Source organism: Kitasatospora sp. MAP5-34, from assembly GCF_029894335.1.
Taxonomy (GTDB): Bacteria; Actinomycetota; Actinomycetes; order Streptomycetales; family Streptomycetaceae; genus Kitasatospora.
The window spans coordinates 59,715-79,164 of the sequence record NZ_JARXZC010000033.1 but is presented as its reverse complement, the minus strand read 5'-3'; the positions used below and the strand labels follow the sequence as shown (position 1 = coordinate 79,164).

Below are 19,450 nucleotides of genomic sequence, written 5' to 3'. Positions count from 1 at the left end.
GACCTTTCGCCATGAACGAGATCGCACCCCCGCTTCCCCCGCTCCCGGAGGGCTTCCGGCTGCCGTTCTACTACGGGGCGTTGCACAACGTCGGTGTCGACTACCTCGTCCCGCCCGAGCGGGTCAACGGCCACCTCGCCGGCACCGGCCTCTCGGCCGGCCTGCTGGACGGAAAGGCCTGCGTCTCGTTCAACTACCAGCTGTACTTCGCCCAGTTCGACTTCGGACCGAGCGTGACGCAGGAGATCGAGCTCAACATCATCGCCTTCCCGACCGCCTCCTCCAGCCTGCTGCCCGATCTGACGTACAGTCAGTTCGCGCAGGGCGAGGACCAGACCAAACTGCGCGGCAACTGGCGCATCCAGGTGGCCTGTGATGCCCCGATCGCCATCAGGGCGGGCAAGATGCTGTTCAACGAACCGAAGTTCCCGGCCTGGTTCAAGACCACCATGCCCTCGCCGAACGCCGATCCGGACGCGGTCTGGAAGGTCGAGTGCCTGGACGCCTCGCTCACCCCGGACGGCAACGACATCATCAAGCACGACAAACCGCTCTTCTCCTTCCGGGTCGACCTCGCCGGGCTGCTCCCCGCCCCCGTGAGCATCGCGCCCTTCACCGAGTACGGCACGGACCCGAAGCAGCGCACCCTGGCCGCGCCGCTGAACGTCTACCAGGCCTATCAGCACTATGCGTTGGACGGCCGAGGGCGCGAGCGCGTCAGCCTTACGGTCGAGGACCCCAGGTCCGGCATCGGCGCGGACCTGCTGGCGCTGACCAAGGATGTGCATCCGGTCGGTGTGTGGTCGTACCAGTCGCCGATCGTCGCCGCGCAGAACCGGCCGTACTACACGGCGACGAAGCCCTGATACGAAGCCCTGATACGTCGCCAGGCCACCGGGCCCGGGCGGAGGCCGGTTGGTCGCAGGCCCCCGCTCCTGGCTGCGGGCGGGGCTGGATGAGCAAACCTGGTCGGTCTCGGCGGAGGATGCCGTGGCCGACCAGGCGTTTCTGCGCTTGGCGCGTGTGGTGTGCATGGGCCGAAGGCTTGTCGAGTGTCGCATCTGCCAGGTTCTGGTGGCCCGGGCGCTACGGCAGCGTCACCCCCACGGTGGCGGTCCAGATGTCGTCCTTCGAGGCCGTGGGCGCGACCGCGCTGCCCCAGGCCGGCACCAGCCGTGTCGGTGACAGGGCCGAGAAGAGGTCGGATGCGATGACTCGGTGTGCGACGGGCCGAGGGCTGCACCCGGCAACTCGGCCTGATGCCGGTCGACTTCGAGACCCGGCAGCGCGCGGGAGGTGGGGCCGGGGTCTGAAGCGCCGCTTCCCCGTGCCGTGATGGTTCGGATCACCAGCACGGCACGGGAAGCGGCGTAGTTGTGACTAGCGCTAGCCGTTCCCGTGACGGGTGTTCAGGCAGAGGGCCCAGACGTCGGTGTAGGTGTTCGGGGAGGGGGACCCCCCGGCGTGGATGGAGGCCGTCCAGGAGGCGGGCGCGGTGGTTCCGTCAGCGAGCGGTATGCCGGCGGTGTCGCTGGGGAAGCTGCCGGTGAGGTGGGTTCCGCCGGACCCGGCCTTGGTGAAGTCGGTCGTCGTCACGTTGCCTCCGCTGGCGGCGGCGCCTCCGCTGACCAGTTGCCAGGCGTCGCGCCCGTTCCCGTGGCGGCGGTCCTCGGCAGGGGAGTCGCAGCCGGCCGTGGCCGTCTGGTGCGTGCCGGCCGTCGTCGGGCCGCTCGCCTCGCTGAAGCTGACCTTCGTGGTGAGGCCCTCGACGTTGACGTCGTCTCCGGTGCAGATCGCGTAGGCGTAGGTGGTGTTGCCGCTGTTGCGTCCGCCGCCGATGCCGCCGACGGCGGTCCAGGAGTCGGGGTTGGTCTCACCGTCGGCGGCGGCCTTCTGGCCGAAGTCGTGGGCGGCGTCGTCGAAGGTGGGGTAGCTGGCGATCGGCTTGAGGCTGCCGACGCTGGCGGGGGTGGTGCGGGCGCCGCCGCCGATCAGGAGCGTGCCCTCCGGGCAGGTGGCCACGACGAGCTTCGCCGACAGCGAGGCGGAGGGGCCGGTGATCTTGTTCATGACGACCTGGGTGTGCCTGATCCGGTGGCTGGAGAGACAAATGGCGTAGGGCGTGGTGGAGAAGACGGTGTTGGAATTGCTGCCGCTCCCGCCGAACGCGAGCCAGTGCGTGACGTCCTGTCCGACGACCCCGGGGGAGTCGGTGAACTCGGTGACGCCGTCCGCGCTGGGCGCGATGCCCATCACGTGGTTGCCGTTCCCGGACCGCTCGTCGCCGGTGGCCTGGTCGACCCCGCCGCCGGAGACGAGACCGTGCGCGCAGTCCGCGTGGGACGAGACACCGGTGAACGGGGTTGCGGGGCCCATCGTGGGTCCGGGGGACGTGACGGTGACGGTCGCGGTGTTGGCGTACGCGAGTGACGGCACTGCCAGGACGAGCAGGGCGCCCGGGACGAGCACCTTCCCCAGGGTGGCGGCCCGAAGGAACCTCTTCGTCATCGACTGCTGCCTTTCTGATGGATCGGTGGGTGGGGCGGGCTCAGACGCCGTCGTTGGCGCAGAGCGCCCAGACATCGGAGTGGGTGGTCGTCGAGCCCGTCCCGCCGGTGTGCGTGTAAGCCGTCCAGGAGGCCGCCGTGGTGGTCCCGTTGCTGACGGGATTGCCGCTGGAGTCGCTGGGGAAGCTCCCGTTGAGGTGGTCGCCGGCCGAGCCCGGTCCGGTGAAGTCGGTGGTGGTCACACCGCCCCCGCTGACGGCGGCGCCCCCGCTGACCAGGTTCCCGTCCCCGCTGCCGCAGCTGACGGTGGTGTTCTGGCCGGTGCTCCCGGTGTTCGGGCCGCTCGCCTCGCTGAACCGGACCTTCACGGTGACGCCGCTGACGTTGATGCCGCTGCCGCTGCAGATCGCGTAGGCGTAGGTCTCGTTGGCGGCGTTGGTGCTGTTGTCCCAGCCCACGGCGGTCCAGGAGTCGGGGTTGGTCTCACCATCCGCAGCGGCTTTCTGGCCGAAGTCGTGGGCGGAGTTGTTGAAGGTGGGGAAGCCGGCGATCGCCTTGAAGTTGCCGGTGTTGCCCGGTGTGACGAGGGCGCCGCCGCCGAGCAGGGCGGTGTTGGCCGGGCAGGTCGCCGTCACCAGGCCCACCGTCGTCGCGGTGGTGGGCGTGTTGGCCTTGTTCATCACGACCTGGGTGTGGTTGATCAGGTTGCTGGTCAGGCACATCGCGTAAGGGGTGGTGGAGAACGAGGAGTTGAGCTGGCCTCCGCTGCCGCCCTTCGCGATCCAGTACGCCACGTCGGTGCCGACGACCCCGGTCGTGCCGGTGTACTCGGTGCTGCCGTCGGAGCTGGGCTCGGTGCCCAGCACGTGGTTGCCGTTCACCCCCGTACCCGTCCCGACGGCCTGGTCGATCCCGCCGCCGGAGACGAGCCCGCTGGTGCAGTGGGCGCCGGCCGAGACCGAGGAGTCGATGGCGGTGGGGCCGAGGGTGGCCCCAGGGGTCTGCACCGTGACGCTCACGGTGTTGGCGTACGCGGCGCCCGGCGCCGCCAGGACCAGGAGGGCGCCGATGGCCAGCGCCTTCCCTGCGGCGACACGCCGCCGGGACGGGGCGTCCGCTGTCTGCTTCGTCGATGTGTGGAGATTCATGCCGCATCCTCAGTGTCGGGCTGATCGAGGTCGGACCCGATTGAACTCCCGGCCCGGGCACGGGGGCTACCGGTGTGCGGCACATCGCGAAGCGCCCGTGACTGGGCGATCGGACAGCGGAGGTCGCGCGGCCGGCAAGGTCCGTGGCGGCGGAAGACGCAGCCGTCGGCGCTACCGGTGGCCGGCCGTTGCTGGGTCTCGTCCTTCTCACTGCGCGGCGCGGCCGGGGGCGGGATCGATTGTGCCCTTGACGCGCCGTCGCGCTGAGTGGATAAGAATCCCTTTGATAGGGGCAAAAATTTACTTTTCAACCTTAACATCCGTGCCAGAAGTCCGATTTGATCTAGGAATCACAGGTATGCCAGGCTGTTCCTGGCGCGCCGTTACCAATGGGTAACTCGCCGTGCCGTTCTCGTGCGGACGCCCCGGGGGAGTCATTGGGGCGTCGCACGACAGCCGGGGACCGCACATGGGGGCAGTGCGTGCGAGCCGTCCGGCCACCGGCTCCGGCGTTCGCCGGAAGGGCCGTCCATCAGATCTGGAATGTGTGGGTGTGCGATGCGGAATCGTGGTGTCGATGTGGCGAGCTTGCGCAGCGAGCTCGAGGACCTCTGGGAGCGGCGGGACGAGGTCTCGCTGCAGTCCGCTGAGGCGGTGGCGGCTGTCGACGTGGCGATCGACCTGCTGGACACCGGTCGCGCGCGGGTGGCCGAGCCGCTGGACGGCGGGGTCGTGGTGCACGACTGGCTGAAGAACGCGATCCTCCTGCTCTACAAGCAGGCCGCGCCGCAGACTTCGCAGTTCGGGCCCTTCCAGACCGCCGACAAGATCCCGCTGAAGACCGGGATCGCCGGGTCCGGCGTCCAGGTGTCGCCGGGCGCGGTGATCCGCCGGGGCAGCTACCAGGAGCCCGGCGTCGTGGTGATGCCGAGTCATATCGGTATCGGCTCGTACGTCGGTGAGGGCACCCTGGTGGACTCCTGGGTCGGCATCGGCTCGTGCGCCCAGATCGGCCGGAACGTCCACCTGTCCGGTGGGGTCGGGCTGGGCGGCATGATCGAGCCCCCCATGGCCAAGCCGGTGGTGATCGGGGATGACGCGTTCATCGGTGCCCGTTCGATGATCTACAGCGGGGCCCGGGTCGGCGAGGGCGCACTGGTGGGTGCGGGGGCCCTGCTGACCGACACGATTCCCGTGATCGACGCGGCCACCGGCGAGGAGCTCGGCCGTGGCGAGGTGCCGCCGTGGACGGTCGCCGTTCCCGCGAGCCGTCCGCGTGAGTTCGCCGGCGGCACGTACGGCCTGCCCTGTCTGCTGGTGATCAAGCACCTCAAGAAGGGCGAGCGGCACGACAAGGCCAAGCTCAACGACGCCGTGCGTACTCAGCCGCCGGTCATCCTCTGACCCCGGGCGCCGCCCGTCACGCCGTCCCCTTCTACGACTCCCAAGGAATCCTCACCCATGCCTGTCACCGGCATCCACCCTCTTCTGGTCCGTCACCCCGAACTCGGGGATCTCAAAGCCCAGTTGACGGAATTTCTGGACCGCCACCTGCCCACGCCGGTCTGTGAGAGCGACGCCCGGCCCGACTGGCTCGCCCTGCGGGCACAGGCCGCCGCCGCCGGGCTCACCGGCATCGACGTCGCGTCCCCCGGCGAGCCGGGTGTGACCGGACGGGTGGCCCAGGGTCTGGCCATGTTCCTTGCCGGGCAACGGGATTGCGACGCCCGGGAGATCTTCAGTACCGGACACGCCGCGATGCCGCTGCGCCACGGTTCGCCCGCGCTCGTCCGGCACACCCGTGAACAGGTCGTCTCGGCAGGGAAGTTGGTGGGCATCGCAGCCAGCGAGCCGCACTCGGGCTCGGACCTGCAGGGCTTTCGCACCGTCCTGGTCGACCACGGCGACCACTTCACGCTGTCCGGGTCCAAGGGCCTGCTCAGCCGGGTCGAGGAAGCCTACGGCTTCGTCGTCTTCTGTAAGATGATCGACCGTCAGGAGGTCGGCCGGGTCGACCTGCGGGCCGTGCCGCTGTCCGCAGTCTGGGTTCCGATGGACGCCGCCGGCGTGCTCACCGAGACCACCGAGCCGCTGGGCATGCGCGGATGGAGCTTCGGCTACCTGCACTTCGTCGACACCCGGCTGGACAAGGACTTCCTGCTCGGTGCACCCGGAGACGGCCGGCGGATCTTCGACGCGCACTTCTCCGCCTGGCGGTTGATGATGTCCCTGGTCTGCCTGGGCGCCGCCGCAGCGGCGATCCAGGAGTCCGCCGCTCGCACCCGAGCCCGTACCGTCGGCCGGATGCCGCTGGCCGGCATCCCCTCCGTCGCCGCCCGCCTGGGCGCCGCCGCCGCCGAGGTCGAGGCCGCCACCGCCTGGTGCTTCGCGCTGCTGGAGCGGATCGACCAGGGTGAGACCGACGTCGCCGGCTGCTCCGCCGCCAAGGCCCTGGCCACCGACGCGGCCTACCGTGCCGTCGACCTCGCGCTGCAACTGCACGGCAGCGAGGGCTACACCAGGCAGACCCCGATGGAGAAGCGCCTGCGCGACATCCGTGGCCTGCGCATCGCCGACGGGCCCAACGACACGCTCTACAGCGTGCTGGCCCACTCCCTGCTGACCGAGGGGCAGCAGGCCGAGAACGTCCAGCTGCTCGCCCACCACTGAACCGAGGCGCAAGGAACCGCAGATGCCAGTCACTCCGCCTTTCCGCACCGAAGTCACCCGGATCCTGGACGTGTTGGGGGACGCCCCCGACCGCGAGGCGCTGGTCCACCAGGGACGACCCACCACCGCCGGACAACTCCGCGACCTTACCCACCGTCTGGCCCGGGCGATGCGCGCCCGGGGCATCGACCGCCACCACACGGTCACGCTGCTGAGCGGCAATCTGCCGGAGGCGATCGCCGCACGGTACGCCGCCAACCTGGTCGGCTGCCGGGTCAACCAGCTCTACACCAAGCTGCCGGCCGAGACGCAGGCCGTCATGGTCCGGGACGTCGAGACGCACGCGCTGATCGTCGATCCCCGCCACGCGGACCGGGCTGCCGAGATCACCGGGCGAGCTCCGGTCGGGACCGTGCTGGTGCTCGGCCCCGGCGCGGCGGGGCCGGACCTGCTGGCACTCGCCGCCGCCGAGCCGACCGACCCGTTCCCGAGCCGGGCCCGGCCGCAGGACGTACGGACCATCCGCCACTCCGGCGGTACCACGGGCCACTCCAAGGGGATCTGCATCAGCTACGGGCAGGTCCGCCCGTTCGGCCCCGACCTGTCCGGTGACCCGTCGCACCCGCCGCGGCTGCTGGTCTGCACCACCATCGCCCACGCGGCCGGACAGCTGACCGACAAGGTGCTGCGGGTCGGCGGCAGTGTGGTGCTGCTGGACGACTTCGACGCGGGCGCCGTCCTGGCGGCGATCGAACGGGAACGCATCACCGATGTGTTCCTGATGCCACCGCTGCTCTACCAACTGCTGGACCATCCGCAGTCCGAGTACACCGACACCAGCAGCGTGCGCCGGATCACCTATGGCGGCTGCCAGGTCTCACCGGCCCGGCTCACCGACGCGATCCGCCGTTTCGGCCCGGTGCTGGTGCAGCTCTACGGGCAGCACGAGGCGGGCATCGTCAGCGTCCTCGACGCCGAGGACCACGATCCGAGCCGTCCGGACCGACTGCGCTCGGTGGGCCGGATCGCGCCCGGGTACCAGGTGGAGATCCGCGACGAGTCGGGCCGGGTCGTGCCCGCCGGCGTGCCCGGCGAGGTCTGCGTCAGCTCGGACAGCCTGATGCAGGGCTACTGGAAGCAGCCCGAGTTGACCGCCGCCGTCCTCAGGGACGGCCGGCTGCACACCGGTGATGTCGGTTACCTGGACGACGAGGGCTACCTCTACATCGTCGACCGGCTCAAGGACCTGATCAACACCGGTGGCGGCCACGTGTACACCTCCGAGGTCGAGGACCTGCTGAACTCCCATCCGCTGGTCCGCCAGAGCGCGGTCTTCGGCATCCCCGACGCCGACCAGGTGGAACGCATCCACGCCGTCGTCGTGCCCGTCCCGGGCGCCCGGCTCGACGCGGACGAGCTCCGCAACCTGGTCCGCACCCGCCGGAGTCCCCTCCACGAGCCGGCCCACCTCACCTTCCGTTCCGCACTCCCGCTCACCGACGCCGGCAAACCCGACAAGAGGCTTCTCCGCCGGCAGGCCACCACCCGGTAGTCCCGGCTGCGTCCCGCCTGCCCGGATGCGGGACGGACCCGTTGGCAGGCGTGATGACCCTTCAGCGACGGTTCGCCCCGCCTGCCGGGGCCGTACGGGTGGACTCGCCGGGGGGGGGGTGTCGGTGGGCGCGGAGCCCGCAGCCGGGGCGGATGGTGACCTTGGCCGTGCAAGGTCAGCTCACTCCTGGAAGAGACATCCCGCCATGCGCCGTGCCCCCGCCCTGCTCGCGCTCTACGCAGTTCCAGTACTCCAACACCAGCTACATCCTGCTGGGCCTGCTGGTGGAGAAGCTCGGCAGGATGCCGCTCGCCGACTTCATCCACCAACGCGTCACCGGGCCGTCCCGCCTGGACCACACGCTGTTCCCGCAGGGCGCCGAGTTCCCGAAGCCGCACGCGCACGGCTACACCAACCAGACGCTGTCGGGTGCGATCGCCGACACGACCCACTGGAACCCGAGCTGGGGCTGGGCGGCCGGCGCGATGGTCTCCGACCTGCACGACCTCAAGCACTGGGCCAAGGACGTCGCCACCGGCACCCTGCTCTCCCCGGCCACCCAGGCTGAGCGGGAGAAGTTCGTCACCGTGCCCGATTTCGACGGTGACGGGTACGGCCTGGGCCTGTTCAACACCCACGGGTGGATCGGACACAACGGCTCGCTGCCCGGCTACGAGAGCGTGACGATGTACCTGCCGGAGCAGGACGCCACGATGGTCATCCTGCTCAACACCGATGTCCTGCACGCCGGTTCCGAACCGAGCACCCTCTTCGCCAACGCGATCACCTCCATCGTCACCCCGGACCATGTCTACCAGATCCCGGCCGAGGGCTGACCGCAGCGCACCTTCGTGGCAGCGCCCAGCTACCACCGAATCCCCAAGGGCGGTCAAGACGTTGGCGTACGCGAGCGACGGAACCGCCTGAACCCGTCCACCCCCCGAACGGGCGGCGACGGGCTCAGGGTCACGGTCCCGGCCCGCCCGCTGTCGGGCCCGCCCTTCGTCCGGTTGCGTGATCGCGGGACGGGAGGGCGCGGGCCCGGCAGCGGGCGCGGGTTCAGCTCGTGGTGGCGAACGAGGTCGCGAGCCGGGGGATGTAGTCGGCGAGGGCGGGGGCCCAGCAGCTGTAGTCGTGGCCGCCGTCGCAGGTGGGGGACAGCGACGATCCGTTGCCGTAGTCGACGAGGCGGCTGGGGAGGCCGAGCTGGTCCAGGCGGGTCTTGACGGTGTTGCTGGCGATCTCGGTGAAGTGGTCGATGGGTCCCTGGTTGCCGGTGTAGAGCGTGATGTCGGCTCCGGCGAGTTTGGCCAGGTTGGTGGTGGCGGCGGGGTTGACCTCGTTCCAGAGGTGATCCGCGTTGAAGAACGGGTACGGCGAGCCGAAGATCGCGTCGCTGTCGACGTAGGGCCCGTAACCGGTGCACCGGCCCGTGCCGGCGGGGCTGGAGGTACTCACGGCGCACCAGGCACCCGTGAGGTTGAGTTCGGTGGCCAGGACCGCCGCGCGGACCGGCGCCAGGCCGAAGTCGATGCCGCCGGACAGTGAGGCGGTGTGGCCGAACAGGTCGGGACGGGCTTCGGCGTAACGCAGCGCGCCGTAGCCGCCCATCGACAGGCCGACGACGGCCCGGTGGGACTTGTCCGCGATGGTGCGCAGGTTGGCGTCGATGAAGGGGACGACCTGGTCGGTGTGGAAGGTCTCCCAGTTCGCCGCGCCCACGGCGGTGTTCTGCATGGCCCAGTCGGCGTACCAGCCCTTCAGGCCGCCGTCCGGCACGACAGTGATCATCGCGTTCGAATGCAGCGCGGGGGCGGCTGCGGCGTCGTCCACCGTGCCGCCTCCGCCGTGCAGGAAGTACGTCACCGGCCAGCGCTTGCCGGGGTCTGCCGCGTAGCCACTGGGCAGGAAGATGCGGATCTTGTGCGGGCCGGACAGCTGTCCGGTGGTCACGGTGACCGTGAAGTCGGTGCTCGAGTGCACCTCTGGGGCGCCGACCTGGGTCAGGCCGAACCCGTTGGTGAGCGTCGGAGGGACGGCGGCGTCCGCGTGTGCGGGCGCGGCTGCCGTCGTGGTTGCCGTTGCCGTTGCCGTCGTCGTCGCGAGGAGCGTGGTCAGGGTCATGGCTGCGGCCACGACGGCTGCTTTCGCGTGCAGTCGCCAGGTGGGTGGAAGTGATGTCATCGGTGGTCCTCTCGGAACGTGGGTGGCAGGTGCGGTGCAGAGGAGGATCTTGCTCGTGCGGGTCGGCGGAAGGGCCGTGGTCCGGTCAGGGCTGGAGCGCGCAGTAGGCGTTGACCGTCGCGCCGACGGTGTCCGTCAGGCCCCGTGTCGGGGTCAGCATGTGGTACTCGTTGTTGGCCCGCACCACCTGCTTGGTGCCGTCGTCGCTGCCGAACCAGTCGCTGTAGTAGCCGAGCACGGCACCGTCGTGGGTCCAGGCCCACTGCCCGCAGGGCAGTTGCATGTGGTCGATGCCCAGGCCGTAGCCGCTGGTGCCCTCGCCGGTCGGGACGGTGGTCTTGAGTTCGGCCTCCTGTGCGGGTGGCAGGAGCTTCCCGGCGAGCAGCGCCCGGGAGAAGGTGGCCAGGTCGTCCAGGGTCGACACGATCGCTCCGGCGGACCCGTAGGCCTGGACGTCCGAGACCGTGACGTCCATGATCGCGAAGCTGAAGCCCCCCGGATACTCGTACCCGTGCAGGTAGTTGCCGTGCAGGGTCGGATCGGCGGTGGGGAAGGTGGTGTCGTGCAGGCCGAGCGGTTCGATGATGCGGTGCTGGATCTCGGTGGCCGCGTCGTTGCCGGTGACGGCCTTGATCACCATGCCCGCCAGGACGTAGTTGGTGTTGGCGTAGCTCCACTGCCGGCCCGGCGCGGAGGTGGGCTGGTGCTGTGTGAGGGCGAGGTTCACCAGGGTCTGCGGCGACCAGGCCTGGTAGGGCTGGGTGTCCAGGGCGTAGGAGAGCGAGAACCCGTAGTCCTTGGCGTAGTCCGGCAGGCCGGAGGTGTGGTTGAGCAGCTCGCGGATCGTGATCTTCGTTCCGTCGTACCCGTTGGCGTTGACCGCTCCCGGCAGCCACGTGGCGACGGTGTCGTCGAGCGAGAGCCGCTGCTCGCTCTCCAGTTGGAGCAGGATGGCGGCGGTGAGGGCCTTGCTGTTGCTGCCGATCCGGAACTGCGCCTTGGGGTCGGCGGGCGCCTGGCTGTTGCGGTCGCCGACACCTGCGTGCACGTACTGGGTGGTGTCGCCCTGGCGTACCAGGCCGATCACGCCCGGGTATCCGTCGGCGACCCCCTGCCGGGCCCCGGCCTGGAGCAGGCCGGCCGCGGTCGGCGTGTCGGCGTTCGCGGGGCCGACACCGGTCAGGGCGGCGAGTGCCAGCGTCGCGGCGACAGCGGTCAGACGTAGGGACTTCATCGGACTCCTTCAGCTACGGGTGTTCGTGGCACCGGGGTGAGTTGACGTCGCGCAGGAGGGTGAGCGGGCGGGCCGACGGGCGACTGCGGACGCGATCCGCCCGGTCGGCAAGCCGTCATGCGGCGGCGGCCCCCACGCACCGTGGGCGGCGCCTGCGCTTCCGTGCTCGTCACTTCGAACCCTGGCGGTGCGTTCCGGGCACCTCTGATGTTGGTGTTCCGGCAGCTCGGCGGACAGGCCAAGGCACCGGCCAGATATGACCGGCCGTCATGGTGGTGGTCCGTGGTCTCGCGGGCCTGGCCGAGGTCAGACTGTGGCCGGTGCCATCGCCGTCACGATCGCCGTCACGATCGCCGACACCCTCGCCGTCACCGTTGCCGTGACTGTTGCCGTCACGACGATCTGGTCTGTGCGGACGGGAAGCTGGCCGGCAGGTAGTTGGCCTGCCGTTGGCGGAACGTGTGGCCGAGGTGGTGTTGCAGCCGGATGTGGCGGAACTGGTACACCGCGCCGGTCTGGCGCAGCACTCCGCGCTGGTAGGCGTCGTCCAGGAAGGCGACCGCGTCCCAGGGCAGCTTGCCGGTCAGTGGCAGCCAGACGCGGGACAGCAGGACCCACTGTCCCCAGGCGGTGAAGGCGAGGGCGTAGGAGAACGCACCGCCGAGCCCCCCGACCGCACCGATGAAGAGCCCGTCCGACAGCTTCCAGTTCAGCGGCCCGAGCAGGCCCTGGAGCAGGTCGACGATCAGGCGTCCGCCGAGGGCGATCGCGAGGGTGAACAGCGGCACCAGGACGAGGATCTGCCGGCCTACCGTCGCGCGGTTCGAGGACAGCAGGCTGACCGGGGTGGCTGCCGAGGTGACGTCCACCGGCGCTTCGAGTGCGGCCATGAGCCCGAAGACCAGCCCGGCGGCCGAGCCGAAGATCAGCCCGAAGCAGAGCATGTTGATCAGGGTGCCTTCGATCACGTAAGGGTTGGTGATCGGGCTCCCCTGGTACAGCGCGCGCTCGAGGGTGAGGGCGCACGCGCTTCCCACACCCATGACGAATCCGCCGAGCAGACCGCTCCCGAAACGGGCGGTGAACGTGCGGATCGGCCGGCGGCCGATGCTGGTGTGGGTGCCTGGCAGCCGCAACCGTACGCGGGCCGGTTCGAACACCACCCCGCCGCCGAACGCGGTCATGGCCGCGTACACGGATCCGAAAGCGAGGCCGGCACACGGCCCCATGAGGCTCCCCTGCAGGACGACCTCGCCGATCCCGGTCGGGGTGACGAGCGGGCAGAGGAGCCAGTCGGACAGGGTGATGCACAGCGTGGTCGCCAGCACGACGGCCATGACGCGGGTCGAGCGTCGCAGCGAGTTGCTGATCTGCCACCAGGCCAGGTCCTGCTGTTCGTGGTCGAGCCGGACCAGGTGGTGGGCGAGGTAGCCGAGCCAGTGCTGGGCGCGCTCCGGGTCCCGGCTCCGCTGCCGGCGCTGGTGGCCGCCGCCCACCTGCTCGGGGACGCGGCGCCGGTAGACGGCCGGCACGAAGCCCGCCAGCAGGTGTTCTTCGAGGGACTTCGCGGTGGGGAACCGTGCGGTGTCCAGCAGTTCGGCCGGATCCCGGTCGGGGGCCTCGCTGTACATGGTGCGCGCCAGAATGACCATGAGCGGGGTGGTCAGCACCCCGGCGAGGTTCGCGCTCGCCCGGGTCGCCCCGGTACGCAGTTCGTCGAGGACGACGTCCCACACCGCCCCCGCCCCGGGCCCTGTCCCGTCGCCGTCGCCATGCGTGACCGTTCGAGCGGTGCGGGGCAGGTAGGTTATGAGGTTGTCGAGGGTGAGGTCGGTGAGTTCGATGCCGGCTGCCCAGACCAGCGGTGCGTGCGCCGCCTGGACGGCCTCGGCGTACTCGCCGCGTCGGCTGGTGAGGACGAGCGGCAGCGAGGTGGCGTTGAGCGCCTCGAGTGCCTCGCGCCGGAGGCCTTCCGCTATCTCGTCGAACCCGTCGAGGACCGGGAGGACGAGGTCGGCGTCGACCAGCGCTGCGGCCAGGGTCGACCTGCTGGGGCTCCGGCGGGCCAGATGCGGGTGGTCGCGCAGCAGCCGGTCGATCAGCCAGTCGCGCAGCGCGGTGGTCGTCGGGTCCCAGGAGCCGAGACTGAAGATGACCGGTACCCGGTCGGGAACGGCCTGGGCCTCGAGGAAGTCCAGGACGAATCTGATCGTCAGGATCGACTTGCCCGAGCCGGCCCGGCCGAGAATCACCAACCGTCCGGAGGAGATCCGTCGGTAGACCTCCGCCACACTCCGTAGGTCACCGCTCAGGTCCACCTGGCGCGGCACGGCCCCCGGCCCGAGACGCTGGATGTTCTCCCAGTGGTCCGTCAGGCCTGCGGGCGTCTGCTGCCAGCGGACCGGCAACGGGAACGGGTCGTGGACCCGGCGCTGTTCCTCCTCGCGCCGCCAGCGACGCCTGACCTCCCTCGCCAACTCCTGCGCGGCCTCGGCGAGTGCACCGCGGGCCGGTAGCGGCGCGGGAACCGGAAGGGAGAGCGGCTCGGGAAGGGGGAGCGGCGCGGGAAGGGGGAGTGGCCCGTCGACCCGTTCAAGCGGACCGGCCATCGGTTCGGGCAGCACGGGAGCTGGTTCAGGCACCCCGGAGACCGCCTCGTCCTGAGCTCCCGCGAGCGTGGCCGCCAGCCGCCCGCGGTCCTCGGGCCCGACCTCGAGGGCGTCCGCCAGCAGGTTCACCGTCCCCAGCCGGTGATCGGTGGATTTGCCGGTCTCCAGTCGGCGGATGGTGCGAACGCTCACCCCGGACCGTTCCGCCAGCTGCTCCTGCGTCAGCCCCGCCCGATTGCGCAACTGACGTAGCAGCGTGCCGAGCCGATCTGTCACTGGGGGCCTCTCTACTCGCCGGTACGACTGCCGGTGAGCCTACCGTGACGGCCGGTCATATCTGGCCGGTGCCTTGTCCTGTTCGCTGAGCAGCGCGAACCCCACGATCAGTGGCGGAGCGACCGAGCGGACTGCGGCAGGCCGCAGGACCGGCGCTTCATCACGAACGTGTCGCTCAATGTGGCTCCGACCACTTCGAAACCCCCGCATGGCGACACAGGAGGAGTCGACGTGGGATACCGCTACTGGTGCGGTGAGTGCAGTTTCAAGACGCCCTGGCTCAGCGAGGCCCAGGGCGGGCAGCAGCAGATCGAGCACTACGCCAGGAAGCACCCCGGCATTCCCCCCGGCGGCCATGTCGAAGTCACCCGAAGGAATCCGAACGGAGGCCATGGTTGCCTCCAACTGGCGGCGCTCGTGCTCCTGCTGCTGATCCTCGCGGCTTCGTGCCATCGCTACGGAGCTTGATCGCGTGATGGCGGGGCTGTTCGCCTCACGGGCCGGGGTCGTGATCCGCGTGGTGAGTGAGCGGCCTGAGCGCTACCGGCGCTGGGCGGGCGGCTGCGTGCCGGTGGTGGCACCGGTGGCCGGCCGGCCTTGGGTTTCGTCCTTTTTCCACGGGCCGACCCCGAGTTGGCCCGTGGTGCCCAGGTCGAGTTCCGGGATCACCATGACCGGGTCGGAGCCCGGCTTCGCCCGCACTCTCAGGTAGGGGGCGTCCACGGGGCTGCCCGCGCCGGCTTCCACGGTGTTGCGCCAGACCAGTACGGCGTAGGCGCGCTCGCCGGGCTTCAGGACCAGCGGTTCGGGCGTGCCGTCGGCTCCGGTGCCGGTGGCGATGGTGCTACCGCCCTGGAGGATTTTCACGGTGTCGACGGCTGCGTGCCGTTCGTCGAGGAGTTGGAGCTGCGGGTAGCCGTTGAGCCGGCTGGTCGCAGTGCCGCAGTTCTCCAGGTGGAGGCTCAGCGCGCGGAGCCCCATGGCGGCGTCGGCGTCATCGGCGTACACCCGTACCCCCGATTGCGGGCAGGGGCCCGCCTCGGCGGATGCTTCGCTGCTGGGGACGCTCCGTACCTCGGCGATCCGCACCTGCGGCTTGCCTCCGGCGTTCGGCAGGGGTCCGCCGTTGACGCTGCTTTTCACCGTTCGACCGGGCCCGACGGACGCCACGGTCTGCTTCGCGGTCGCCAGCGCCTCGCCGGAACCCGAACGGAACTCGAAGGTGACCGAGTAGGTGAAGGGTTCGGGTTCGCTGTTGGTGACCTCGAACTCGGCGCAGGCACCGCTGGAGGCCGTGATCCGGACTCCGTCCTTCGCCGGGCCGGACGAATCCCCGGGCAAGGCCCGGGTACCGGTCGCTGACTGAGCGTCGGAGGGTTGCGCTCCGCAGGAGACCTCGCCGGGCCGAGCGCCGGATGCCGGCGGCCGGCCGCCGCTCTGCGAGCCGGCCTGTTGCGATCCGCAGCCGGTGAGCAGCAGGGCACCGGCCAGGGCGACGGGAAGAGTGAGAAGGTAGCCGCGCATTCACCGAGTTGATCAGGAACGGGCCGCGATGGCTGTGATGCGGGTCATGCTTTCGGCAACAGGCCTGTCACAGCGGAGCGAACGGCCGGGAGGGGAGACCACCGGGTCATGTCCACGCCTCGGACGTCGGTGCGTCCGCGCGTCGGTGCGTCTGTGGGTCGGAGTGGGCGGCGGGGGCTCCCCAAATCCCGGCGCTGCTCGTAGGGTGATCACCAGCCGCCACCCTCCTCCGGATTTGACCACGGCTCAGTGCGTGCCGGGTCGGCCCGGGGATCCCCAGCCCAGGAGTCGCGCCATGACCATGCCTGAAGCCACCACGGAACCAGCGACGTTCAGAGCCTTCCGCTCCGCACTCGGTGGCGACGGACGTGCGGCCGGGCCCGAGTGGCTCAGGAGCGTGGGGGAGGCGCTCTTCGAGGCGATGGAGGCCGACGCGGCGCGCGACTGGGCGCGCCGGATGCATGGTGAGCTGGCGCGGCTGGACGGGGAGGCACCCTTCACCGTCGTGCACGACTGGCACCACCGCAGCGTGCAGCCGGTCCTGGCCGAGGCGAGCGCGCGGCGCGGCGGGGTCGCCGCCCGGCACCAGGCGGTGGCCGCCCTGCACGAGCGGGCGTCGGACGGCGAGCGGATCGGCGAGGCGGCCTGGACCGCCGCGCTCCAGCCCGCGCTGCGGGAGATGTACGGGCAGGCCTACGCCTATGCCGACGCCTACGCTGCGGCCGCCTCGGCGGCGGGCGCGTACGCGACGGCTCAGGGTTGGAGCGAGGCCGACGCCGCTGCGTACGGCGCGAGCTACGCCGAGCTGAATACCGAGGCCAACGCGCGGGCGCACGCCGACGCGAACGCCATCGCCAACGCACCTGCCGTGGCGCGCGCGTTGGCGGCTGCCGACCCGGCGGCCTACGCGGCCACGTACCCGGCCGCGCGGGTCCGGGCCGTCGTCCGGGCCTACGCGGAGCAGGACCGGACGACGGCGGGGGAGGTCGGCGCGCGGCTGGCCGACGGCCTCGCCGACAGCCTGGCCCGGGTCGCGGCAGCTTGAGAGCCTGGGAACCTCAGCCCTTCAGCGGGCCGCCGTTGATCGCCACGCGCTGGCCGTAGCGCGTGAGGGGGTAGTAGTCGTACGTCGCGTGGTGCTGGACGCAGCGGTTGTCCCAGAAGACCAGCGTGTTGGGGGTCCAGCGGACGCGGCAGTGCAGCAGGGGGCGCTCGGCTATGACGTCGCAGAGCAGGTCGACCAGGGCCCGGCTCTCGTCGGCCGACAGCTGCGGGATGCGGCCGGTGTAGGCGCGGTTGACGTAGAGGATCTTGCGGTCGGTCTCCGGATGGCGCACCACCAGCGGGTGTTCGCTCTTGGGGATGACGTAGTCGGCCGGCGGGGTGTAGCCCTGGAAGGCGATCCGGCCGTCGTGCACGGCGCTCAGGCCGTCCAGCAGCCCCCGCATGGTCGGCGACAGCATCTCGTAGGCCAGGTGCATGTTGGCGAACAGGGTGTCGCCGCCGCTGCCGCCCTCCGGGGTGCGGGTGATGTAGAGCATCGACCCGAGGGAGGGCTCGGCGTCGGCGGTGCCGTCGGCGTGCCAGCCGTTGCCGGCCACGTTCTCCGCCTCCGGGGAGGTGCTGATCTCCAGGATGTACGGATCGGCGTCCACCGGGGGCGGGTTGACGGGGCGGAGCTCGCCGAAGTGGGCGGCGAGGCGCTTGTGGTCCTCGGGCGTGATGATCTGGTCGCGCAGGACCAGCACGTGGTGGTCCAGGAACGCGGCCTTGAGCTCGGCCAGTTGGTCGTCCGGCAGCTCCTTCGAGAGGTCGATCCCGGTCACCTCGGCGCCGATGACCGGGGTGATGGACCGGACCTCGATCGTCCGGTACTTCCGCGCGGGCCTCGTGGTGAGCTGCTTGACGGCGTCGAGCTCGTACTGCTCCATATGTTCCTCCTGAGTGGGGTGAGGGGGATTCGGGTCGGGGACGGCAGAACTACAGGCCGCGCTCCAGCAGTTCGGCCAGGATCAGGCGGCCGAAGGCGAGATTGCCGTGGATCGCGTCGTCGGGTTCACACAACTCGGGCCGCTGGAAGCCCTGTTCGTCGGTCGTCCGGGCCCGCAGGTCGACCATCTCGACGCCGAGGCCGGTCAGTGCGTCGCGGACGACGTCCTGGGCCGCCATGAAGACCAGCGGGTCGGCGTGCGACGGTACGCGTTGCGGTGGCAGCACGGCCAGCACCCGCAGGCCGAGGCCCAGCGCGTGGCCGTAGAAGGCCAGCGCGGCGCGGACCGAGGCACGGACGATGTCGGCGAACAGCGCACTGGACAGGAAGCCGGGCAGGAAGCCGGGCCGCAGACCGTTCGGGTCCCGGTAGAGCTGCCAGTTGTCGGCGGTGGCGACGAAGTGGACGCTGAGCCCGAGGGTCGAGACCACCGGCACCGCGACCGCTCCGAGCTCTGCCACCTGCAGCCCGGACAGGAAGCCACGGTAGTGCTGCTCCGCCTCGGGCGCGCGGAACACGACGTCCGCGTCCCGTGGTTCGAAGAAGTCGTCGGTGAACTCCCGTCCGGCGCCGAGCGGTCCGCCCTCGAAGGGCAGACCCGCCGCGCGAGCGGCCCGCCCGATCGGGCCGGCGTGCGAGTCGCCGAGCAGCAGGAACCTAGCGGGGGCGGTAGTAGTCGAGGACGGCATCTTCACAGGGGTCTCCTCCCGGTCCTGCGGTGGGGGTCAGGGATGCGTGGGTCAGGGACGGACGCGGTTCGGGTCCGGGCGCGCCGAACGCGCCCAGGAAGTGGCGCAGGACGAAGGCGACGCCCTCGGGTGTGACGGTCCGCAGATTCGGCTCGTACCAGGCGCCCTTGAAGGGGGCTCCGGTGACGAGTTCGTACGACGGGAAGTAGTCGACGTGTGCGTGGTCCCGCGCCAACTGCCCGGCGACCGCGCGCAGGACGGACTTGGAGTAGCTGTTGGCGCTCAGCACGTGCTCGCCGGTGGCGGTCGCGGTGAGCGGCACCGGCGAGACGGTGAGCAGGATCCGCAGCTCCGGATTGGCCGCGCGGGCCATGGCGATGGCCGCGAGCAGGTCGCGGTGCACCTCGTCGAAGCCGGCGTGCCGGAAGACGTGCCGCTCGGCGTCGAAGGTGCCGCGTACCGTGCCGGGGCAGACCGGGTACGTGGTGCCGTCGGCGCTGTCCCGCCAGGCCTCGGTCAGCCCCAGGGTGAAGACCAGGCAGCTCGCTGTGGTGATGCCACGGCGGATCGCGGCGAGGGTCAACTCCCTGGCGTCCAGCATCTCCTCGGCGGACGCGTAGCCGTCCGGTTCGACGGCCGGGCGGTAGGGGTCGTGGTACCTGCCCTCCTCCAGCCAGGACGTGCTGGGCGCGGCGGTGTGGCCGAAGGCCCAGGACAGCCACTGGTGCAGGACGGCGGGGGTGTAGATGTTGCCGGTGCGGAACGAGAACAGGCCGTAGTGGCGGTTCCGCCGCTGCTCGCCGGTCAGCCCGGGAGGGGCTGGTTCGGTGTCGTACCAGTTCATGCCGCGCTCCAGTAGGGCGCGGCCGATGTGGGCGGCGAAGCAGGAGCCGGCGGTCAGGACGGGGTCGTCCTGACCGAGGGCGAACTTCGGTGTCCAGAGGCCGTCGATGGCGAGCGGGTCGGGCTCGGCCACGGCCGGGCGCCAGAAGGAGCGAACCGGCAGTGCCTGGTAGGGGTTTGCGGGGCTCACGGCAGTGCGTCTCCGATGGTGGGGTGGCCGGTGG

General features: G+C 70.6%; 16 protein-coding genes. 7 read left to right on the top strand and 9 right to left on the bottom strand.

What is annotated here, in order from left to right:
* Positions 1-11 precede the first annotated feature (11 nt).
* Positions 12-866 carry a hypothetical protein gene (locus P3T29_RS24180; RefSeq protein WP_280718713.1) on the top strand — a complete coding sequence of 285 codons (855 nt, stop codon included), beginning with the start codon at positions 12-14 and terminating at the stop codon, positions 864-866.
* A 520-nt stretch (positions 867-1,386) separates the two neighbouring features.
* Here P3T29_RS24180 and P3T29_RS24175 read toward each other — a convergent pair.
* Both P3T29_RS24175 and P3T29_RS24170 read right to left on the bottom strand, forming a co-directional pair.
* Complete coding sequence (locus P3T29_RS24175) at positions 1,387-2,508, bottom strand: hypothetical protein (protein WP_280718712.1); 1,122 nt, start codon at positions 2,506-2,508, stop codon at positions 1,387-1,389.
* A gap of 40 nt (positions 2,509-2,548) precedes the next feature.
* A complete protein-coding gene (locus P3T29_RS24170; protein WP_280718711.1) occupies positions 2,549-3,655 on the bottom strand; it encodes a hypothetical protein in 1,107 nt (368 codons plus the stop codon).
* A gap of 588 nt (positions 3,656-4,243) precedes the next feature.
* Here P3T29_RS24170 and P3T29_RS24165 point away from each other — a divergent pair.
* From P3T29_RS24165 to P3T29_RS24150, 4 genes are read left to right on the top strand one after another with little or no spacing between them, the layout of a single operon-like run.
* The gene (locus P3T29_RS24165; protein WP_280718710.1) at positions 4,244-5,059 is read left to right on the top strand and encodes a 2,3,4,5-tetrahydropyridine-2,6-dicarboxylate N-succinyltransferase; all 816 of its coding nucleotides are present in this window, start codon (positions 4,244-4,246) and stop codon (positions 5,057-5,059) included.
* A gap of 57 nt (positions 5,060-5,116) precedes the next feature.
* A complete protein-coding gene (locus P3T29_RS24160) occupies positions 5,117-6,325 on the top strand; it encodes an acyl-CoA dehydrogenase (protein ID WP_280718709.1) in 1,209 nt (402 codons plus the stop codon).
* 22 nt (positions 6,326-6,347) lie between these two features.
* A complete protein-coding gene (locus P3T29_RS24155; protein ID WP_280718708.1) occupies positions 6,348-7,877 on the top strand; it encodes an AMP-binding protein in 1,530 nt (509 codons plus the stop codon).
* Positions 7,878-7,930: 53 nt separating this feature from the next.
* Complete coding sequence (locus P3T29_RS24150; RefSeq protein ID WP_348532857.1) at positions 7,931-8,713, top strand: serine hydrolase domain-containing protein; 783 nt, start codon at positions 7,931-7,933, stop codon at positions 8,711-8,713.
* Positions 8,714-8,936: 223 nt separating this feature from the next.
* On the opposite strand, the gene P3T29_RS24145 is transcribed toward P3T29_RS24150, so the two are convergent.
* The 3 genes from P3T29_RS24145 to P3T29_RS24135 form a co-directional block, all read right to left on the bottom strand.
* Positions 8,937-10,061 carry an alpha/beta hydrolase-fold protein gene (locus P3T29_RS24145; RefSeq protein WP_280718706.1) on the bottom strand — a complete coding sequence of 375 codons (1,125 nt, stop codon included), beginning with the start codon at positions 10,059-10,061 and terminating at the stop codon, positions 8,937-8,939.
* An 85-nt stretch (positions 10,062-10,146) separates the two neighbouring features.
* Positions 10,147-11,295 carry a serine hydrolase domain-containing protein gene (locus tag P3T29_RS24140; RefSeq protein ID WP_280718705.1) on the bottom strand — a complete coding sequence of 383 codons (1,149 nt, stop codon included), beginning with the start codon at positions 11,293-11,295 and terminating at the stop codon, positions 10,147-10,149.
* 392 nt (positions 11,296-11,687) lie between these two features.
* Positions 11,688-14,180 (bottom strand): helix-turn-helix transcriptional regulator, encoded by a 2,493-nt coding sequence (locus tag P3T29_RS24135; protein WP_280718704.1) that lies wholly within the window; start codon positions 14,178-14,180, stop codon positions 11,688-11,690.
* Positions 14,181-14,411: 231 nt separating this feature from the next.
* On the opposite strand from P3T29_RS24135, the gene P3T29_RS24130 reads away from it, so the two are divergent.
* Positions 14,412-14,648, top strand: a complete 237-nt coding sequence (locus P3T29_RS24130) for a hypothetical protein (protein ID WP_280718703.1) — start codon at positions 14,412-14,414, stop codon at positions 14,646-14,648.
* A 72-nt stretch (positions 14,649-14,720) separates the two neighbouring features.
* Here the strand turns inward: P3T29_RS24130 and P3T29_RS24125 are convergent, their stop codons facing one another.
* Positions 14,721-15,704 carry a DUF4232 domain-containing protein gene (locus P3T29_RS24125; RefSeq protein ID WP_280718702.1) on the bottom strand — a complete coding sequence of 328 codons (984 nt, stop codon included), beginning with the start codon at positions 15,702-15,704 and terminating at the stop codon, positions 14,721-14,723.
* A 295-nt stretch (positions 15,705-15,999) separates the two neighbouring features.
* On the opposite strand from P3T29_RS24125, the gene P3T29_RS24120 reads away from it, so the two are divergent.
* A complete protein-coding gene (locus P3T29_RS24120) occupies positions 16,000-16,749 on the top strand; it encodes a SpcZ (protein ID WP_280718701.1) in 750 nt (249 codons plus the stop codon).
* Positions 16,750-16,762: 13 nt separating this feature from the next.
* Here P3T29_RS24120 and P3T29_RS24115 read toward each other — a convergent pair whose 3' ends face one another.
* Genes P3T29_RS24115 through P3T29_RS24105 form a run of 3 tightly spaced genes read right to left on the bottom strand, consistent with a single transcriptional unit; the run spans position 16,763 to position 19,416 of the window.
* Positions 16,763-17,635, bottom strand: coding sequence for a TauD/TfdA family dioxygenase (locus P3T29_RS24115; RefSeq protein ID WP_280718700.1), 873 nt, complete (start codon positions 17,633-17,635; stop codon positions 16,763-16,765).
* 49 nt (positions 17,636-17,684) lie between these two features.
* Positions 17,685-18,389 (bottom strand): hypothetical protein, encoded by a 705-nt coding sequence (locus P3T29_RS24110; protein WP_280718699.1) that lies wholly within the window; start codon positions 18,387-18,389, stop codon positions 17,685-17,687.
* The gene (locus tag P3T29_RS24105; RefSeq protein WP_280718698.1) at positions 18,352-19,416 is read right to left on the bottom strand and encodes a GSCFA domain-containing protein; all 1,065 of its coding nucleotides are present in this window, start codon (positions 19,414-19,416) and stop codon (positions 18,352-18,354) included. Before P3T29_RS24105 ends, P3T29_RS24110 begins: the two co-directional genes overlap by 38 nt.
* Between the last annotated feature and the right edge of the window lie 34 nt (positions 19,417-19,450).

Excerpts from the sequence above, each read along its gene's own strand:
- P3T29_RS24170 (WP_280718711.1), bottom strand. The coding sequence starts at position 3,655 with ATGAATCTCCACACATCGACGAAGCAGACAGCGGACGCCCCGTCCCGG.
- P3T29_RS24175 (WP_280718712.1), bottom strand. The coding sequence starts at position 2,508 with ATGACGAAGAGGTTCCTTCGGGCCGCCACCCTGGGGAAGGTGCTCGTC.
- P3T29_RS24160 (WP_280718709.1), top strand. The coding sequence starts at position 5,117 with ATGCCTGTCACCGGCATCCACCCTCTTCTGGTCCGTCACCCCGAACTC.
- P3T29_RS24180 (WP_280718713.1), top strand. The coding sequence starts at position 12 with ATGAACGAGATCGCACCCCCGCTTCCCCCGCTCCCGGAGGGCTTCCGG.
- P3T29_RS24120 (WP_280718701.1), top strand. The coding sequence starts at position 16,000 with ATGACCATGCCTGAAGCCACCACGGAACCAGCGACGTTCAGAGCCTTC.
- P3T29_RS24140 (WP_280718705.1), bottom strand. The coding sequence starts at position 11,295 with ATGAAGTCCCTACGTCTGACCGCTGTCGCCGCGACGCTGGCACTCGCC.
- P3T29_RS24145 (WP_280718706.1), bottom strand. The coding sequence starts at position 10,061 with ATGACATCACTTCCACCCACCTGGCGACTGCACGCGAAAGCAGCCGTC.
- P3T29_RS24150 (WP_348532857.1), top strand. The coding sequence starts at position 7,931 with ATGACCCTTCAGCGACGGTTCGCCCCGCCTGCCGGGGCCGTACGGGTG.
- P3T29_RS24115 (WP_280718700.1), bottom strand. The coding sequence starts at position 17,635 with ATGGAGCAGTACGAGCTCGACGCCGTCAAGCAGCTCACCACGAGGCCC.
- P3T29_RS24155 (WP_280718708.1), top strand. The coding sequence starts at position 6,348 with ATGCCAGTCACTCCGCCTTTCCGCACCGAAGTCACCCGGATCCTGGAC.
- P3T29_RS24125 (WP_280718702.1), bottom strand. The coding sequence starts at position 15,704 with ATGCGCGGCTACCTTCTCACTCTTCCCGTCGCCCTGGCCGGTGCCCTG.